Annotated in this window: 14 protein-coding genes; 5 read left to right on the top strand and 9 right to left on the bottom strand. The window is 51.7% G+C overall.

Annotation, left to right across the window (positions count from 1 at the left end; translation table 11 throughout):
• Positions 1–13: 13 nt before the first annotated feature.
• Together B7988_RS08105 and B7988_RS08100 are read left to right on the top strand one after the other, a co-directional pair.
• Complete coding sequence (locus B7988_RS08105) at positions 14–1,192, top strand: DUF4912 domain-containing protein (RefSeq protein WP_141225603.1); 1,179 nt, start codon at positions 14–16, stop codon at positions 1,190–1,192.
• A 9-nt stretch (positions 1,193–1,201) separates the two neighbouring features.
• Positions 1,202–2,800 carry a 1,4-alpha-glucan branching protein domain-containing protein gene (locus B7988_RS08100; protein ID WP_088657513.1) on the top strand — a complete coding sequence of 533 codons (1,599 nt, stop codon included), beginning with the start codon at positions 1,202–1,204 and terminating at the stop codon, positions 2,798–2,800.
• On the opposite strand, the gene B7988_RS08095 is transcribed toward B7988_RS08100, so the two are convergent.
• The 6 genes from B7988_RS08095 to B7988_RS08070 form a co-directional block, all read right to left on the bottom strand.
• Positions 2,797–4,431, bottom strand: coding sequence for a hypothetical protein (locus B7988_RS08095; RefSeq protein WP_088657512.1), 1,635 nt, complete (start codon positions 4,429–4,431; stop codon positions 2,797–2,799). The two genes, B7988_RS08100 and B7988_RS08095, sit on opposite strands and share 4 nt — an antisense overlap.
• Positions 4,428–6,287: a UbiD family decarboxylase gene (locus tag B7988_RS08090; RefSeq protein WP_088657511.1), complete on the bottom strand. Its 1,860-nt coding sequence runs from the start codon at positions 6,285–6,287 to the stop codon at positions 4,428–4,430. The genes B7988_RS08095 and B7988_RS08090 overlap by 4 nt, the downstream gene beginning before the upstream one ends.
• A 12-nt stretch (positions 6,288–6,299) precedes the next feature.
• Positions 6,300–6,794 carry a hypothetical protein gene (locus B7988_RS08085; RefSeq protein ID WP_141225602.1) on the bottom strand — a complete coding sequence of 165 codons (495 nt, stop codon included), beginning with the start codon at positions 6,792–6,794 and terminating at the stop codon, positions 6,300–6,302.
• A 74-nt stretch (positions 6,795–6,868) separates the two neighbouring features.
• A complete protein-coding gene (locus B7988_RS08080; RefSeq protein WP_073053698.1) occupies positions 6,869–7,186 on the bottom strand; it encodes a Dabb family protein in 318 nt (105 codons plus the stop codon).
• Positions 7,183–8,370, bottom strand: a complete 1,188-nt coding sequence (locus tag B7988_RS08075) for a glycosyltransferase (RefSeq protein ID WP_073320143.1) — start codon at positions 8,368–8,370, stop codon at positions 7,183–7,185. The genes B7988_RS08080 and B7988_RS08075 overlap by 4 nt, the downstream gene beginning before the upstream one ends.
• Entirely contained in the window at positions 8,370–10,262 is a 1,893-nt protein-coding gene (locus B7988_RS08070) for a CHC2 zinc finger domain-containing protein (RefSeq protein ID WP_073320146.1), read from the bottom strand. Before B7988_RS08070 ends, B7988_RS08075 begins: the two co-directional genes overlap by 1 nt.
• 77 nt (positions 10,263–10,339) lie before the next feature.
• Here B7988_RS08070 and ruvC point away from each other — a divergent pair, with 77 nt between their 5' ends.
• From ruvC to mpaA, 3 genes are all read left to right on the top strand, one after another.
• The gene (ruvC, locus tag B7988_RS08065) at positions 10,340–10,918 is read left to right on the top strand and encodes a crossover junction endodeoxyribonuclease RuvC (protein ID WP_088657509.1); all 579 of its coding nucleotides are present in this window, start codon (positions 10,340–10,342) and stop codon (positions 10,916–10,918) included.
• On the top strand, positions 10,918–11,592 hold the full coding sequence (locus B7988_RS08060; RefSeq protein ID WP_088657508.1) for a M15 family metallopeptidase: 675 nt from the start codon (positions 10,918–10,920) through the stop codon (positions 11,590–11,592). The genes ruvC and B7988_RS08060 overlap by 1 nt, the downstream gene beginning before the upstream one ends.
• A gap of 61 nt (positions 11,593–11,653) precedes the next feature.
• Positions 11,654–12,328, top strand: coding sequence for a murein tripeptide amidase MpaA (gene mpaA, locus B7988_RS08055; protein WP_088657507.1), 675 nt, complete (start codon positions 11,654–11,656; stop codon positions 12,326–12,328).
• Here the strand turns inward: mpaA and B7988_RS08050 are convergent.
• The 3 genes from B7988_RS08050 to B7988_RS08040 all read right to left on the bottom strand — a co-directional run bounded on the left by B7988_RS08050 (position 12,325) and on the right by B7988_RS08040 (position 17,629).
• The gene (locus tag B7988_RS08050) at positions 12,325–13,134 is read right to left on the bottom strand and encodes a CDP-alcohol phosphatidyltransferase family protein (protein ID WP_073320640.1); all 810 of its coding nucleotides are present in this window, start codon (positions 13,132–13,134) and stop codon (positions 12,325–12,327) included. The two genes, mpaA and B7988_RS08050, sit on opposite strands and share 4 nt — an antisense overlap.
• A 107-nt stretch (positions 13,135–13,241) precedes the next feature.
• Positions 13,242–15,023, bottom strand: coding sequence for an ABC transporter substrate-binding protein (locus tag B7988_RS08045; protein ID WP_249268915.1), 1,782 nt, complete (start codon positions 15,021–15,023; stop codon positions 13,242–13,244).
• 116 nt (positions 15,024–15,139) lie between these two features.
• Positions 15,140–17,629 carry a PQQ-like beta-propeller repeat protein gene (locus B7988_RS08040; RefSeq protein ID WP_073320161.1) on the bottom strand — a complete coding sequence of 830 codons (2,490 nt, stop codon included), beginning with the start codon at positions 17,627–17,629 and terminating at the stop codon, positions 15,140–15,142.
• Positions 17,630–17,637 lie beyond the last annotated feature (8 nt).

The following is a 17,637-nucleotide window of genomic DNA, read 5'->3' as shown; positions in this document are numbered from 1 at the left end:
AAGGAGGCCTAATATGGCTATAAAAAAAGAGACTGAAATAAAATCCAAGGTTAAGACTGCAAAGTCCACGACCCTCAAGGCGATGAAAGACGCCGAAGAAAAGGCCGTGAAAGCTGTGGCCAAGGTAAAGAAGGCTGCTGCAACGAAGGTTTCCAAACTCTCCGACGAAGTCAAGAAGGTTGCCGCCAAGAAGACGACCGCTAAGACTTCTACCGCCAAAACAGCTGCAACTAAAACGACGGCTGCTAAATCATCTGCAGCGAAAGCAACTGCTGTTAAGGCAGCGGCAACGAAGGTCGCCGCTGTAAAAACGGCTGTAAAGACGGCCGCTAAGACTGCAGTCAAAAAGGTGGCGTCAAAGACCGCTACCAAGGCCAAGGCCTCTGAAAAGGAAGTCGCCAAACTCGCTCAGTCGTTCGATGCCGAATACCTGGTACTCATGCAGAAGGACCCGAACTGGATGCATGCTTTCTGGGAAGTATCTGAAAACAGAATTAATGAAGCAAAGCACGGTAAGGGGAAAATTGTTCTTCGCCTGTTCGACATAGCCGATGACCTCACGGTGCAGCGTAGCAAGAAACGTAAGTTCCGCGACATCGAAGTGCCCGCAAATGCCCGCAGCTGGTATGTCGAAAATACCGCAGGCAAGTCCTGTGTGGCCGTTCTCGGTGCCGTGTCCGGCAAGAACTTCATGCCCATCGTGGAATCGGCTCCGGTCATGACTTTTGACAAGTCCGCTGCCGCTCCTGCCGCAGACGATGCCTTCGCCAAGGCCTCTCTCGGTGGCAACACGCTCGGCAACTTCATGAGTTCCGGATTCTCGAGCCAGACGGCTGAATCCTGGCTCAATAGCCTGGGCGGAAACTTCGGCAGTTCTTCTGAATCCATGTTCTCCGGTGCACTTTCCAGCGCAGCACTTCAGTCTAACAACATCGAAGTCGCCAAGGATTCCGTGAACTACGGTAAGGATTTCTTCCTCTGGGTCAAGACCCGCTTGATCGTTTACGGCGGTACTCGCCCGGATGCACACCTCCAGGTGCGCGGCGAACCGTTCCCGCTGAATCCGGATGGCACCTTCAGCTTTGAAGAAGACCTGCCGGATTCTACCAAGATCATTCCGGTGTTTGCGACCGACAAGGATGGAGATTTTCCGACCACGATCGTTCCGATTGTCGTAAAGCGCACGGAGTAATCCGTTTTAATGGGAGCTCCCGGAAAAATCATTTTCCTGATGCACGCACATTTACCTTTTGTGCGGCATCCGGAATATAAACGCTTTTTCGAAGAGAACTGGCTTTTCGAAGCTATTGCCGAAACATACCTGCCTTTGGTGCAGGCCATGCGCCGTCTCCTGGAAAAGGGTGTTCCCGGGACTCTTAACTTGAGCGTTTCGCCCCCGCTTATCGAAATGCTTTCAGACGAAAGCTTGCTCGATAAGTTTTCGGACCATTTGAAACACCAGCTCAAGCTGATTGAAAAAGAAGTGGCTCGCAATGCGGGTACGGACTTAGAAACTCTTTCACATTTTTACCTGTCTCGCCAGCATACGCTGATTGATTTGTGGGAAAACCGTATTCATCGCAATCTGCTGGCGGAATTCCTGGAGCTTGAAAAAGCCGGAAAGCTGAACTTGCTCACTTGCGTGGGCACGCACCCGTTTTTGCCGGCGTACCAGAGCGATCCGGCATCTATTCGCATGCAGCTGGATGTGACTGTGCGGGCGTTCGAGCGTGCTTTCGGCCGTAAGCCCATGGGCGTGTGGCTCCCGGAATGCGGCTACTTTCCGGGACTCGACAAGTACCTCGCCGAATTCGGCCTGCATTACTTCTTCCTGGAAACCCATGGTGTATTGCTTGCTTCGCCCACGCCCAAGTACGGCGTGTTCACGCCGCTGCGTACCACGCAGGGGCTTTATTGCATGGGCCGCGAACAGAAAAGTTCCATGGAAGTCTGGAGCCGTCGTACAGGTTATCCGGGTCACCCCGAGTACCGCGAATTCTTTACCGACATTTCGAAAAACCGCCCGCGCGATTATTTGGGCGAATACTTCTTTGCCGGCGATACGCCCATTGATTCCGGTTTCAAGTACAACCGCATTACCGGTGGCGAACATAAGGAAATTTACCGCCCGTGGAACGCGATGAAACTCGCCGAAGACCATGCGCGACTTTTCGTGGTGAACCGTGAAGCGACCATTTCGGAATTACTGGTGAACATGGAAGGCCATAAAGCCGCCATGCTTTGCCCTTATGACGCCGAACTCTTTGGACATTGGTGGTTTGAGGGGCCAATCTTCCTCGAAGAAATGCTGATGCGCGCCGCGTCATCGTCGGTGATTGAATTTGCAGGCGCAGACCAGGTGATGACCTGTTCTGCAGACCCCGATGCCCATGAACCGGCCTTCTCTAGCTGGGGCGAAGGCGGTTTCGGCTCTGTTTGGATTAACGGCGAAACGGATAAGTATTACCCGCAATCTTACCGCATGCGCGCCATGATTGACCATTTGATGTCTATCCGCGAAAAGATGGGCGCGGGGACTCCTCGCGTGAAATTGCTCACTCGCTATATCAAGCAAATGGAGCGAGAACTCATGTTGTTCCAGGCTTCGGACTGGGCTTTCATGATCCATAACCATTCGGCAGAGGGGTATGCCCGCCGCCGTCTAGACGACCATTATAAAAATGGTCATGATTTGTTTGCGGAAGCCTGCAAGGCCATTTTGCGTAATACCGATAAGCCTGCAGCCGGTTCCATTTTGCCAAAGCTCGAAGAAACGAACAATATCTTCAGCTGGCTTTAATAAACAACGATAAAGTCTTTCAGTTTGCCGCTATTACCGATTCTAAAGCGGTAGACGCCCGGAACAAGAAGCGACTTGACTTCACGTTCGTCTATGCAATGGGTACTGGAATTGTACTTGATTTTTGTAATCAAGTTGCCGCGACGGTTACGGATTTCAATGTAATCCTTGTTGTACGGGAGCGGAGTAAAGCAAAGCGGTCCCTCTCGCCAAGGGGTGGGGTAGGCGCGCATGGAGGAATCTTTAAATACGGTGGGAACAGGCTCGTCTTCGTAAAAGCGACTGAATACCCAGAGGGTGGAATCGGGTGTGCCCTTGCCGAAAAATTCGGTTTTGGCGGAATCAATGCTGTTCGTTGTCGGCAAGAAACGAATGGCGTAAGAATCCGAATAGATGGCGACAGCGGAGGCCCTGCCCTTGAATTTAGACATATCGGGTGATCCGTTGGATTTGTAATCGTAGGCGATGTAGTCGAGCGTGGGGGCATCAAAGGATTTGGACTGCGCCTCTGCCTTGAATTCCGGCCATCTTGATTGGTCGCTTGCAATCAAGAACGAAGAGTCAACCAACTCGCTTCTCTTTCCTGTAAACGCAAGCCTTGTGGCGAAATCGTGGAACAGGGAATCTGCCGAGAGGTTCTTTTTCTTGGCGACTTGTGTCAACTGGTATTGGAAATTCTTGTTGGGTTCCTTATTGAAGTTTTCCCAAATAAGCCTGTTCACATCGTGGCCCACATGATTGTGCAGGTACATGAACAAGATTCCTGCGCCGTAAGGTTTCGAAAGAGTGGTGTAGGGCTTTCCGGTATTTTCGGCCAAAGATGAAAGGTGCTCAAAGTAATCGTCGACGTCGGGGGCGGCAATTTCTTCAACGCCCGAAGCGGATGCCTCGAACCAGAAATTCACGGAAGTGGTCAGATAGCGAAACTGGATGGCGTGATAAAGTTCGTGGACAGCCGTTACGCGGAGGGCTGCCATAAAGTTCTTGGCGTAGGAGTAATTGTAAATGGGGTGCGTGAATTCTTCGGTAGCGCGGGAGTAAGGGCAAGTCTTGCCGCCAAAGGTAACGGAATCGATAATCGCGCCTCCGCTCGGGACGTGCTTGAAATCGTTCTCGATAAGCAATTCGGTTTCTTCACCATCCATCGGAATCGTGAGGCCGAAACAGTAATAGCAGGGCTCGCTAAAAAACGAGCGGTAATGGCGCAATGTCGACAAGTCAATGACTTCGACCGGATAAAGGCCGTCGTGGGTAGGCCTTTCATAGTGATAGGTTTCGAAATAACCCTTGGGGGTGCGCATTCCCGACTTGTTTACATGAAAGTTCCAGGCGTATTCAAGGGCCTTTTCCAGGGAGTCGATGTAGGCTTTGGTTGTCTTGTGCGGACCTTCGAGCGTATAGAAAATCTCGAAGTGTTTGGTTGTGCGGGTATAGACGCTATCGTACAGATTGCTGGCGGTACACGCCGTGCCTGCGGTGAGTGCGCTTGTTTTGGGAGCAAGCAGCGGCTTGATTGCCTTGTTCCTGTTTTTAAGGTAATCTATCATCTGGGCTGTGCCGCAGACATGGCCTGAATAGGCAAATGAAACAAGACTTAAAAAAAGTGCGGTTATCCAACCCAAACGATTCATTTAAAACCCCCAAAAACTTTTTCTTCCTCTAAAACTTGATGCGCGCGTTTGCGAATTTCTTCGGGAACGATAAGCGCTTTTTGATGGTGTGGCTTGATACGGGCGTCCACCATCAACGGGGCTGCGCAACCCCAGTGTTTTTCGCGAATTTGGGAGCGGTAGCCGAAAACGTCCTTAGCCGGGTCAGAACGGGTAAACGTCGTCCACAAGAAATCGCGAATGTTGCTCATGTCAAGCGAGCCGTCAAGAATCGGCGCCGAATCGACAATCGAAATCCAGGGATAATTCTCGCGGAATTCCCAGCGGGCAAGCGATTCTTCGATTTGGGCTATAAAGGCGTCGCGCTCGCTGCTTTCATAAGCGGGACCTTGCAAAACAATCACGCCTGGCATCGGGATTTTGGCTGCGGTGATTCCCGGAATCTTGAGCGATTGCAAGTCTTCGGGAGAGTTACGCAGTTCGCGCTTCTTTAGGCCTGCGGCGGCAAGCGTCAGCTTGGATCCGTGATTCAGCTTGCTTCCCGTATAGTCGAGCGTATCGATGCTCGTACTCGTTTCAAAATGCAAGTCGCGGCTAAAGTCGATTCGCTCCAGCACGTGGCCGAAGAATCCGGCCACATCGTTGACGTCAATTTTACGGCCTGCCTCTTCGTCTTCGGCGGCGGCAATCAATAGGTATTTAGTTAGGCTCGCCTGATTGAATCCAAGAATCGCGTTTGCGGTTTTCAAAAGCTCAAGAGGTTCGCGGTCTTCGGGCTTGGCAAAGGGCCTAAAGCGTTCGTGGGCAAGCGCCAGGCAAAGCGGGTGCACTCCGGCGTCATCGACGGCATGGAGCGCCACAAGTCCCGGAATCGATGCCGGAACCATGGGCCTTGTAATCTGGTGAATAAAGCTTCCGAATAGGGTGTCTTCTTGCGGCGGGCGCCCTACGACGGTAAAGGGGTAGATGGCGTTCTTCTTGCACAAGACCTTCTTGACTTTCAGGAACGGGAACGGATGCCTGTCGGAATAGTAACCGATGTGGTCGCCGAAGGGGCCTTCGGGCTTCAAATCCGGCTGGAGCTCGCCCAGAATGCAAAAGTCCGCGTCGCTCGAAACCAGGTAACCGTCGTGTTCAAAATACCGGAATCTGCGCCCGCCCAGCATGCCTGCAAACAGGAGCTCGCTCAGGTTCTCGGGCATGGGCATGACGGCAGCGACCGTTTGCGCGGGCGTACCGCCGATAAAGATGCTCACCTTGAGGGGGCGGCCTTCTTCAATGGCCTTCTGGTGGTGTCTAGCGATGTCTCGCTTGATTTGGTAATGCAGCCCGCATTCGTCTTGGGCGTATTCATTGCCTGAAATCTGCACGCGGTACATGCCCACGTTTGTCGTCATGACCGAGGCGTTCTCGGCGGGGCGCGAGGCCACCTGCGGGAGAGTCAGGAATGCGCCTCCGTCATTAGGCCAGCAGACAATTTGCGGCAGGTCCGAAAGTTTGCATTCCTTAAAATCGCGAATGCTTCCGCTCTTTTTCGGGAGCGAATGCAGGCCGGTGCGGGCGGCCCTCAAAAGCTTGGCAGGCGAGGCGTGCTTAAAGAACTCTACCGGATTCGACTTGAAAACTACGGCGGTCTGCGTCCCTTTCAGGGTGTCGCGGAATAAAAAATCAAGCCGCTCTTGAGTGCCGAAAATATTGCAGACGGCCCTAAAGGGGCTTCCCTTGACATGCTCGAATAGAATGGCTGGGCCATTGTTTTCAAAAGCTTGGCGCGCGATTTCGGGCATTTCCAGGTACGGATCCACTTCACGCTGAATGCGTTTGAGCATGCCTGCTCGTTCAAGATCCAGCAGTGCCTGTTCCAAGTTTTTGTACATGGAAATCCCGTTTTATCCGGCGGTAGCGGACTGGTCGATGGCGTTGAACCCTTGGGTCTGTTTCTTGCTTTCGATAGCGGCGAGGGCATCGCGGGTGTCCTTGCGGCTAGCAATCGCATATACAATCGAAGCGCTGTCCATTACTTTAGCGAAGGTTTCTTCCGGAAATTCGTTGAAACCCTGGAACGAGAATTCGTCGTAGCAGGCGGTCAAGTTGCCTTCGTCAGTAAACATGTGGCTCGCGTTAAAACCGCGGAACGGCCCCTTGTCGAGGCGGACCATGATTTTCCCGTTATTGATAGCGCTGATGCGACCGGTCCAGCCGATTTTGTGGAAACCGACCATCACTGTGTAACGGACGATTTCGCCAGCTTCGATAGCCTGGGGCAGAGTGTAATGAATAACGGGAACTTTTCCGATAGTCACGTTCATGGGCGCATAGCGCATGGTCTCCAGCAAATTCGCCAGAGTATATTCCTGCCATGAAGTTTGACTGTATTGAACCATATCTAATAATTTAGCAAAAGAATTTTCAGTTGGAGTGCCGTAAAAAAATAAAATACACTTTTTGTTGCACTTCGTTAAAATTCAAAATCGACTGCGCGACGTTCGGTCACGACCTTCTTGACAAAGGAAACGATTGCCAAATGTTCCGGATGGTTCTGGTAAATGTCGAGGGCAGCCTTTGTATGGAATGTCGTGTCGAGTGCGATATCATATTCCACGTCCCCGTTACCCAGTTCGGCCTTGTTAAAGTTCAAACCCGATTCGATGCTCAAGAGTCCAGGAATCTTGCCAGCCAAGGCGTGGAATGCGTCGACCATCTTCTGGCCGTTTTCTTTTGCAGAAGCACCTTCGGCTTCGCTCTTCAATTTCCAAAAAACAATGTGACGGATCATGCGTTCCTCTTTTGGTTATAAATTTGTTTGTACAGGTCCAATTGCCGCTTGAAGCAATCGTTCCAGCTGAATTTTTCGGCGTAGGTTCGGGCGTTCGTCTTCTTCTGGCTTAAATCCGAACGGTACAGTTCTACAATGGCGCTTGCCAAGGCTTCGGGCGTGCGCTTTCTCAAGATGACGCCTGCGCCGGAGTTCTGCACATGCTCGGCGGCGGCACCGGTGCTTGCGCCAATCAGGGCGTTTCCGCAGGCCATGCTTTCCAGAATCGAAAGCCCGAAGGTTTCCCAGCCCGAAAGGGCGAGCCCCAGGTCTACGCTGGCGTAATGCCTTGCCATTTCATCGATAGACGAAATAAAGCCTGCATACTGAATATGTGTGTACTTCTGGGCGGCTTCTTCTACCTGCGGCAGGTACGGGCCTGTGCCTGCAAAGACAAGTGCCGGCTCGCAGCCCAGTTTTTCTGCAATCAGCGGGTAGGCGCCCAGCAAAAGTTCAATTCCCTTTTCTTCGCAAAAACGGTGCGGGAAAAATATGGTGAGGCGTTCAGGTCTTCCGGCCTTTAGCTGCTGAACCAGTTTCTCGTCTCGCTTTTCGGGCGAAAACATCTGGATGTCGCAACCCAGCGGAATCCAGTGGGATTTCGGCAGGTGATTCTTTTCGAGTCGCTTCAGGACTTCGTCGCAAGAAACCTGGATGCCGTCAAAATGCTTGAATTCTTGCCTCGCATACCAGAAGGCAACCTTCTTGGCCAGAATGCCTAACGTGCGGCCAAACTTGTTCGTGACAGGGCGCTGCACATAGGTAATAGGGAAGTCTGCATGCCAAAAGCTCAAGAGGATCGCTTCGGGAACCACCTGCTTAGCCACATGGCGCACCACTGTGGGCAAAATATAGGGCGAACCGACTTCGATTACTTGGGGCTTGTATTTTTCAAGTACGGGCCTAATCTGCGAAGGCCGCCACATAAAGCGGTATTCCCACTTGCCCGGGAACCGGTACGCGTCCACGTGCTCGATGATGAGCCCTTTGCTCTTTTGTTCGGTGTAGGTCTTGGAATCGGGCATCACGAAAACGGACAAGACGTCTTCCTGACTTTCGTAGAAGGCCATCTTTTGCAAATGGTAGCGACGGACACCACCGCCTGAGGGACTCCAGAAATTGTTAAAGTCGACAATCGTGAACATTATTCGAGCTCGGCTTCTTCTTGCATGCGGTTCGAAGCCGGGTCAATCGAAAGCGTCCCTTGGTACAGCTGGTTGTTGCCGAGGCGCTTGGAATCGACTGTCAGGAACATGTTGCCACCCTTGGATTCGAGCCAGTAAATAGCGTCGGAATCGCGCAGGTAGGCGCGCGGGCCCACGAGTCCCTTTTCGGAATCGATGAGTTCGCCGCCCAAGAACATCGGAATGTCCAGTGCCTTGTACAGGTCGAGAATTACCGAGGACCGTCTTTCGTGAATATCCGAAAGGTCGAAATGGTCAGCGACCTTCAAGTGGTCGATACCGTCAATGATGACGACCAGGTTCCGGTGTTCCCTGATTTCTTCTTTCAGGTTCTGGAGAAGTACGATGTTGTCAAAGCCATTTTGGTCGTCCCAAATTTCAAGGCGGTTGTTGCGCACGAACGCCATCAAGTCGCGAGTCGCTTCTAGGATCTTCTGGTTCACGGCTTCGTCTTCGCTCTGCTTGCGAACGGTCAGCACCGATTCGCCAATGAGCATGGCTACGAGCCTGTCAAAAATCTGGCGGCGGGGCGTTTCGAGGGCGATGTAGATCAGCTTGAGATTGGGGTTGCTTTGGATCAAGTCCAAGGCGAGGCTCGAAAGGAGCGTGGTCTTGAGGCCGAAAGGTTTCGAAGACACATAGAAACAGCCGGACTGGATGCCGTCAATTTCCTGGGTCAGTTTCGGGAAGGTGTTGAGCGCATAGCCGACGCTTACATCGGGAGGGCAACCCATGGCCGTATCGAAGTTCTCCTTGATGTCCTGCAACAGCATGGAACGACGGTGGGTGTGCACGGTGTCTGTTTCCGTTTTCTCGACAAGCGAAAGCAACTGGTCTGCACCGTTTTTGCGTACCACCAGGTCGACCGTTTCTTCTTTCGGGAGGACAATCGATTTGAATTTCAGGTTGAGACGGTCCGCCATCTTCAGGTATTTCTGAATGCGGTATTCCTGTTCGCGACGGTCTGCCTCGCGCCTAAGGATTACTGTAACCGATTCGGCGCCGCAGGCTTTAAGCTTGTACAAGTGACTCAGGGTGAGTTCCTGGTACATGGTCGAAACCACGCCTGGAATGCCGGCGAGGTCAGCGGTCAAGGCGTCAAAGAATCCTTCGACGACAATCGGTTTTGTTACGTCGGACTGGATATTGAACGGAATGTCGCTCGGGCCCGAGGCGTAAGAAACGTATGTGTGCGGACTGTCGTTTTCGTTAATCAGGCGTCCGTAAACAGAATGAATCAGGCCCTTGGAATTTCGGGCGGGAATTGTAATGCGGGGTTCGTGGTAGGCATCCAGGTTGTCCAGATAGAAACTGATCTGGTGGCGTTCGATGCCCGACATCATGCAAAAACTCACGAACGGTTCCGGATCGCCGCTATAATAGCCAATACCGTAAAGCTGGGCCTGTCCAATGCTCCATCCGCGTGCGGCCAGGAATTCGGCAGAAGACGGACTCTTGCAAGCGGCCCAGTGGCAGTAGCGCACAAAGTTTTCAAGAACCTTGGATTTTTCGCCACCGATTTCCTTGATCCACGGGTGTTCTTCTTGCAGGTCGTGTTCCGGCTCGAGATTTCCTAAAAAGTTAACCGCTTCCGCTCGGGCTGCAGGCTCGTCCATGCCGTTAAAACGGCTTCGCATAACAAATTCAACGAGATCGCCCTCGCTTCCGCACTGCAGGCAGCGGTAGCGCCAGTAACCCAGGGCGTCATAAAAGAACAATGACGTTTCTTCGGGAGAATGAAACGGGCAGCATGCAATCAGGTTTCGGCCCCAGCGACTTAAAGGGATTCCCAACTGTCGCGGATGGGTCTTGGCTCGCATGACAATTCCTGCATGTTCTTGGTCAATAATCATAGGAGTCCTCTTTTATACACTAGAAATCTAGTTATTTCTAGTGCGATAGGGTAGTAAATCTTTTTAATTTTTAGGGTATGATTGTCCTTGGAATAGATCCCGGCACCATTACGACCGGATATGCATTTATCGAGTCTAGCGGGCAGAAAGTAAAGATTCTGGAATACGGAACTTTGCATGCTCCGGCAAGCCATGCGCTTGAAGACCGCCTGTTGCATATCGTGTCCGGGCTCGAAGAATTGTTGGACAAGTACAAGCCAGAATCTTTCGGGATGGAAGGAATCTTTTTTGCTAAGAATGCGAAGAGCGCTCTGGTGCTTGGACACATTCGCGGGGCCGTTCTTGTAGCCTGCCGCAAGCGTGGCATGACTTATAGCGAATATAGTCCACGTGTGGTCAAGCAAGCCGTTACAGGCGATGGCGGTGCATCCAAGGAACAGGTGGCCAACATGATTTTTGCGCGTCTTGGCATTCAAGGCGGCGATCTTCCGCTCGATGCTTCTGACGCTCTTGCAATTGCCTGGACTCATGCCAACCCTTCGCCGTTAAGCGATGCTGTCTCGAGGGTTCTTGGTAAAAAGAAAGTCGTGCGCAAAAAGAAGGCCACGACCAAGCAGTGGTTAGACTTGATAGAAAAGATGGGAGGGCATGTCTGATGGACTCCAAGATTTGTTACGGCCTTCGTCCGGTTGATTCCGCCGATTTTGTAGAGGTCGACGGCTACATCGTAGACAAACAGGTTCTCGGCGATTACAACAAATTAAAAAAGACTTTCGCAAAGTCCGGCTTTGCACTCCGCATTGAATCGGCCTACCGCCCATTTGAACGTCAACTTTCGATTTGGAATCGTAAGGCAAGCGGTGAATTGAAACTTCTTTCCGCCGAAGGACTCCCCATGGAGCGCCCGGACGACGATGAAGAATTGATGTATGCAATTTTAACTTGGTCGGCGCTCCCTGGCGCAAGCCGTCACCATTTGGGGACCGATTTAGACGTGGTCGATGGCAATGCGTGCCCCGCCGGCTACGAGGTGGAACTCACGCCTGCCGAATGTGACGGCATGTTCCGCCCCTTTCATGAAAAACTCTCGGAACTGATCGGGGCGGGTGAGTCCTTCGGCTTCGAGCGCGTGTTCGTACCTGGCCGCGGTAAAATCCAGCCCGAAAAGTGGCACATCGCGCACCTGCCGACCTCGCGCAAGTACCTTGAAAATTTCTCGTTGAAAGACCTCCGCGCCCTTTACGAAAAGACCGATATTGCCTGTAAGTCCGCCTTGCTCGACAATCTCGAATCGCTTGCCGAAAACTATATCTACCCGTATTTTGTTTAGAACTTAGAACCTTCTTTTCTCTCTAAGCTCACCCCATTCAATTCCACATTTCACATTTTTTATGCGCTCAATTCTCGCTCTTCCATTTGCTACTTACGGACGCTCCGCCCTTGGCGCATCCTTGCGTTACATTCCGTGCTCCGGTAAGTGCCGCTTGCTGGTTGTTGCGGGTATCCACGGCGAAGAACCAGAAACCACGTTCTTGCTGAGTCGCGTGCTTCGGGCGTTTGAAAAGCCTTTTGAATCGGTCGCCTTTGTCCTTTGCGCCAATCCCGATGGCATGGCTTTTGGCACCCGTGGAAACGCCAATGGGGTAGACCTCAACCGCAATTTCCCGACCTCCAATTGGAGCAAGGATCCTGTAGGCACCCGTTCGATTCTGGAGGCTCCGCGCGACACGTTTCTTTCAACGGGGATCGCTCCTGGAAGCGAGCCTGAGACCGTCGCTCTTGTCACTCTTATCCAAAAGCTTTCTCCCGAGGCGATCCTTTCGATGCATGCGCCTATGGCCTGCGTCGAAGCTCCCGTATGCACGCCCATGGTTGAATCGCTGTGCGAAGCCTTCGGGGTCCCTTGGCACGCCGACATTGGATACCCTACGCCGGGTAGCCTCGGCACTTGGTGTAAACAACAAAAAAGTCCAGAGTGTATCACCCTGGAACTTCCGAGAATGTCTTTAGAGGCTTTGTTTGACCGCTACGCGCTTTCGTTTGCGCTGTGGCTTGAATCCGTTTAGCGGCGTTCCTCGATCTTGTTCTTTTCAGCGTTTTCGATAATCTTTTTACGCTGGACAAGGCCGACCGTAAATCCGATCACCAGGTAGCTGGAGCAAAGAATCAGCAGGTATTCCAGAATGAACGGGACCTTTTCCGAAATGAACAGGAATCCGCAGATATAGGTAATTACAATAAGGATAGCCTGGCCGATGTTGAACAGCTGGTTCCTGCGCGGCTGGAGCTTGGGCAAGAAGAGCGGGCTCACCATCAAAAGTCCGGTCACGAGCATCACCAGAACGGGGACGAACATCATGGGGCTTTCGGAATTTTCGAACAGGCCGTTTGCCTTCAGGTACACGATCAGGATTGCGTTGATTGCTCCTGCAAAGGTGGACGGAAGTCCCGAGAAGTGGTGGTGGTAGGTGTCGCTATCGCAGGCGTTGTACTTGGCGAGGCGCATGGCGGCACAGAGCACGTAAATCGAGAAGGTGACAATCAGGAGTGCGCCGTTGGCCTGGAACCATTCCGGGGACAGGGTCTTATAGGCAAAGAAAATCGTAAAGGCCGGAGCAAGGCCAAAAGCAATCAGGTCGGCAAGGCTGTCGAACTGGGCGCCGAACTCGGAACTTGCATTCACGAGACGGGCGGCAAAGCCATCCAGTTTGTCCAGGAGGACGCTCAAGATAATGAAATAGGCACCGGTGCGAATAGGGTCAGAAGTTGTAAAGGAACTGAATGCGCCGGTCACCCAACAGATGGCAAAAACGCCCAGAAGAAAATTCATGCTGGTAAACGCATTCGGCAAAATAAAACGAGATTTACCCATAGGGGCCTCCATTAAGAAGTATCGAATTAAAAATAGTTTTTTTGTGGGCTGAAAACAGAAAAACGCCCTGTAAACGGGCGTTTTCAAAAGCTGTAAATCCGGATTTTTTACTTCGCATTTGGTTGCGGTACAATTTTCCAGAGACCCTTCACGCCAGCGGCAACCACAAGGCTCTGTGGCGGAGCGTACGGGTTTTCTTCGGTCGGGAAATTCGTCCAGTGCTTGGTAGAGAACTGGTAGAACTGCGTGGGGCGGTACATGATCGGAAGTACCGGAATCGTTTCCATGAAGATACGGTTCAAAGCACGGTAGGCTTCGGTGAGTTCCTTTTCGTCGGTGAGAGCAGGAATCTTTTCCAGCAGCTTGTCCGCGTCTTCGTTCTTGTAGCGGCCTTGGTTGGCGAATGCTTCTTCGCCAATAGGTCTGTAAGAGACGGAGCCCATCACCTGGTCAAAACGGTTCCATGGAGATGCAGCCGAAAGTTCGGCCGTCTGGGTCTTCATGGCAAGGTCGAATGTACCGAGGCGCAGGTTCTTGTCCCACACGCTGTAGTCCACGAACTTTTCTTCGGCGGCAAGACCGATTTCATTGAGGGATTCGACGATGACCTTGATGGCATCCTCCCAGTCGGTCCAACCCTGCGGGCATTCAATGGTGAAACTACGGACGGGCTGTTTCTTCTTGTCGATCAGCCTACCGTTATCGTCCCAGCTGTAGCCGGCCTTCGTAAGGATTTCCTTGGCCTTTTCGACATCGTAGGAATATCCGTACTTGTCTGCATCTTCCTTGTTGAAATACTTGGATTCGGTTCCGAAGGGCAAGATAAACCCAGGCTGAATCACCGGCGTGTAGTTCGAAATGGCGCGAGCCTTGATCTTTTCGAAGTTGATGGCGTGCATCATGGCACGACGGAGTTCCACATCATCAAAAGGAGTGCGGGTGTGCGCAATGAAAAGTGTCGTGATGGAACCGGGCAGGTGGTACGGCTCGTTGCGGCTCCAGGCGCGAATGCTGTCTCTGGCCTTTTCCCAAATACGGGGCAGGAACACAGACGAAATGTCCAAGTTACCCTTGGTCATGGCGCTGTTGAACTGGTTGTTGCTGTTGTACAGGGAATGGATGATATACTTGGGAGAGGGCTTCTTTCCGCTGAACTTATAGTTGCCCCAGTACTTGTCGTTACGTTCCAGGACAATCTGGTCGGGGGAATAAGTCTTGAGGTTGTACGGTCCCGAAACCACCGGCATAGAATCGTTCTTGAATTCGGCAATGCGGTTCATGTCGTAGGTCTTGCCGGACTTCGCCCCCTGGATGAGCGGCTCGAATACGGCCTTCGGGAGAATCGAGGTTTCGGCAATGGCATTCAAGATAATCAAGGGGTTCTTGTTCTTGCTGAAATGGAACGAAATGTTGTTGCCACCATCGTTGGTGATTTCGCTCAGGAATTGCCAGTTGCCGTGACGCGGCGTGGGCAGCAAGGAGTCAATCTTGAATGTGTAAAGAACGTCGTCGACGGTAACGGGGGAACCGTTGCTCCAACGCGCCTTGGTGTCCAGGTGAACCGTAATCTTGTCTTCGTCACTGGTATAGCTGTCGGCAAGCATGGGCTCGAGTTCGCCGGTCAACTGGTTGTACGTCAGCAGCGACTCGTAGGTAATGCGGCTGTTGCCGTCGATGGGGAAGTTGGGGTTGTAATCCAACGGGTTGAAAGAAGAAGGCGGCGTCCAGTCAAAACCACCGATATACAGGGTCTCGCTGCGTTCGTATTCCGACTGAACCTTGTCCTGAGCAGGTTTGGTTTCTTCGTTACAACCGATAACGAAGAACGCCCCAAGAGCGGATGCCAGAGTGAAAAAGTATCGAGCACGATGTTTAACCGTGCATCCCAAAGAATTCTTTATATTCCCATAATCCATATCATAAATTTAGTGTGTTTTTAACAAAAAAACCACCAAAATTTGTTTACAAGATAAGAAAAACACCCTTTTTCAGGGCATTTTCGGGATTATAGCGTGAATCCGTATAGCAAACGCTTTGGAGAGGCGCTGAACAAAGTATGATTTAGTATAAACGGTGTGCCGGCTCCGCCCGGAGTGCTGTATTTCCGCTCCTTTTTACCCGTCTTCAAGGAAATGCCGATAACTTCGTTTCCTTGGTCAATCCAAGCGAAACCATCCTTCACGAAGGGCCTTGGGAACGCAGCGTTCTTACCGTTGAATTTCCACAGCGGGGCGCCTGCTTCAGAGTAAAGTAAAATGGACTGGTCCGAAAGGCCAACAAGGAATTTCCTTTCGCCGTGATCCGTAATCACCTGCAAAGAAGACACCGCGTTTTCCATTAGAATCTGGAGCGGGGTGGCGTCTTTCTTCTTCAGGTTGAATAGGTAAAGTTTGTTGCCGCTTGCGACCGCGATAATGGAATCCGTGCTGAGCAAGTGCGAAATCTGCCCGGGGATCTTTCGGGCAGAATTTTCTTCTATTTGTCCGGCTTCGTCATCGAGCGCGACAAATTCGCCTTCCAGGTTGCAGGCGTAAATCGTATTGTCCGATTTGGAATGCAAGAAGGGTACAGAGAAAATCTTTCTCGACCAGGCCAGTTTATTGTCGGGTTTCAGAATCTTGAGCAAAAAACCGTTCCATGTCGAAATGTAAATCGCGTTCTCGGTCACGTTCATCTTGAACGCTTTTCCCGGAAGTTGCAAATTGGCGGGGGAAACATCCCTGTTCAGGTCGTAAATCGAAATGTTGTAGCCCGAAGCAATGACCAGCGTGTTTTCGTCGTTGTCGATAACGGGGCTGTTGTCGAGTGCGCCAATGTACTTGGCAGAACGCAGTTCGCCGGTTTCGGCGTTAATAGTGAATAGCCTGTCAGCGGCGGGGTCGATCGTGTACAGGTTGCGCTTGCCGCTAAAGAATTGCGGGTAACGGGTTTTGGGCGAAATCGGAAGCAGCGTCACGAACTTTGCGCCGATGGCCTTGCTGTAGCGGTTCAGAATCAACTGGGTCGCTTGCGGATTGCTGCTCGAAAGTCTGACGGCTTCGGACCATGCTTTTTGCTTTTCGCGCTCGTTGTTGCTGTTCTGTTCAAGGTACAATGCTTTAAAGAACCAGCCCTCGGCATTACCAGGTTCCAGCTTGAACAGGGAATCCAGAACGCTTGGCAGGTCATCCCATTCTTCGTGCTCGGCGAGGTCAGCCGCCTGTTGTGCAAGAATCTCGGAAAGCAGGACTTTCTTGCCGTAGTAATGCGGCGAAAGCGAAACCAACTTGCGGTCGCCAAAGTACAAGTAGAGATTTCCGTTCGTGAAAATAGGGGCTTGTTCAATGGGCTTTGTGAAGTTGAAATGCCACAGCGGATTCAGAATGGTATCGACTGCAGTAATGGCGCCTTCGCCAGAGAATAAACCAAGTGTTCCCTTAGCTAGCGGGTGGATAGAAGAAGCGTCGCTTCGGATCGTTTTTCGAATCATGCCGGTTCTTCTGTCAATCAAGGAGATTCTTCCCGAAGCTTCGAGCAGAACAATCTCTCGTTCAAACGGGAACATGCTTTCGATGTTGCTGACCGAAATTTTCCAAAGCGGGGAAGTCCTTGCCTTGGGAATGTAGCCGTAAAGGTAATTGCCCGAAACCAGGAAGAGCATGTTCTTGTCAATCAGGACATCCTGAATCACGTCAAATTGGGCGATGGATTTCTTGGTCGATCCGTCTTCCGACGAAATAAAGTGAAGCGCATTGTCGGTGCAGTTCAAGACGAATTCGTTGGTGGGCGAAAAGAATCCTTCGGGCACGCAGCCGCTGTACTTGTCGGCGACTTGCGTTACGATGCGCTTGTTATTCAAAATAGAAAGCTGCTTTTCGCTTTGGACAATCGCCCTGTTGCCTTCGACTACAAGGTGCGTGATGTTTGTAATCGGAAAGCTCTTGCTCGGGTTGCTGGCATAGAAAGCCTTGAATACTAGGCTGTCCTGGTCAATGGGTTGGTACCAGATTCCCTGGCGGTCGATATTGAAAATTTGCTTGTTGGCTGGAGCCGTTGCGATTTTTTCGAGGCGGTCGTCCTTGATTTTGCAGATGGAACCGTCATTCAAAAGCAAGAATGTCGGATCCTTACCGAAGGTCCTCTGGATCGGGCTCTTCAATTGAATCGGGGCTTTCAACAATGCCTCGGGCTTGCTGCTGGTAGCGCTTTCGCGTTCCGAAAGCCAGTATGCTTTTGCCACTTCGTTTGTTCTTGCCAAACTCTGCTCGTAGTAGAAATTGGCTGAAGTTTTGTTGTCTGCAAGTTCCTGGATTTTGCCGAGGTAAAAATAGGCCTTTTCCTTGTCGTCTTCGTCGCCTTGCATGGCGGCTTTTTCGAGCAACTTGATCGCGTCAGCAGTTTCTCCCTTCAGTTCGAACAGGTAAAGCGCTTCTTGAATGGTCGCTTCCATCTTTTCGGCTGAGGCAAAAGATACAAGCCCGCATAACCACACGAGCGTCAACGCCGTGCGAATCATTGTGAAGG

Origin of the sequence: Fibrobacter sp. UWB1 (assembly GCF_002210325.1) — a bacterium.
GTDB lineage: Bacteria > Fibrobacterota > Fibrobacteria > Fibrobacterales > Fibrobacteraceae > Fibrobacter.
The sequence above is the reverse complement of the archived record's forward strand: the minus strand, read 5'-3'. Positions and strand labels throughout refer to the sequence as shown.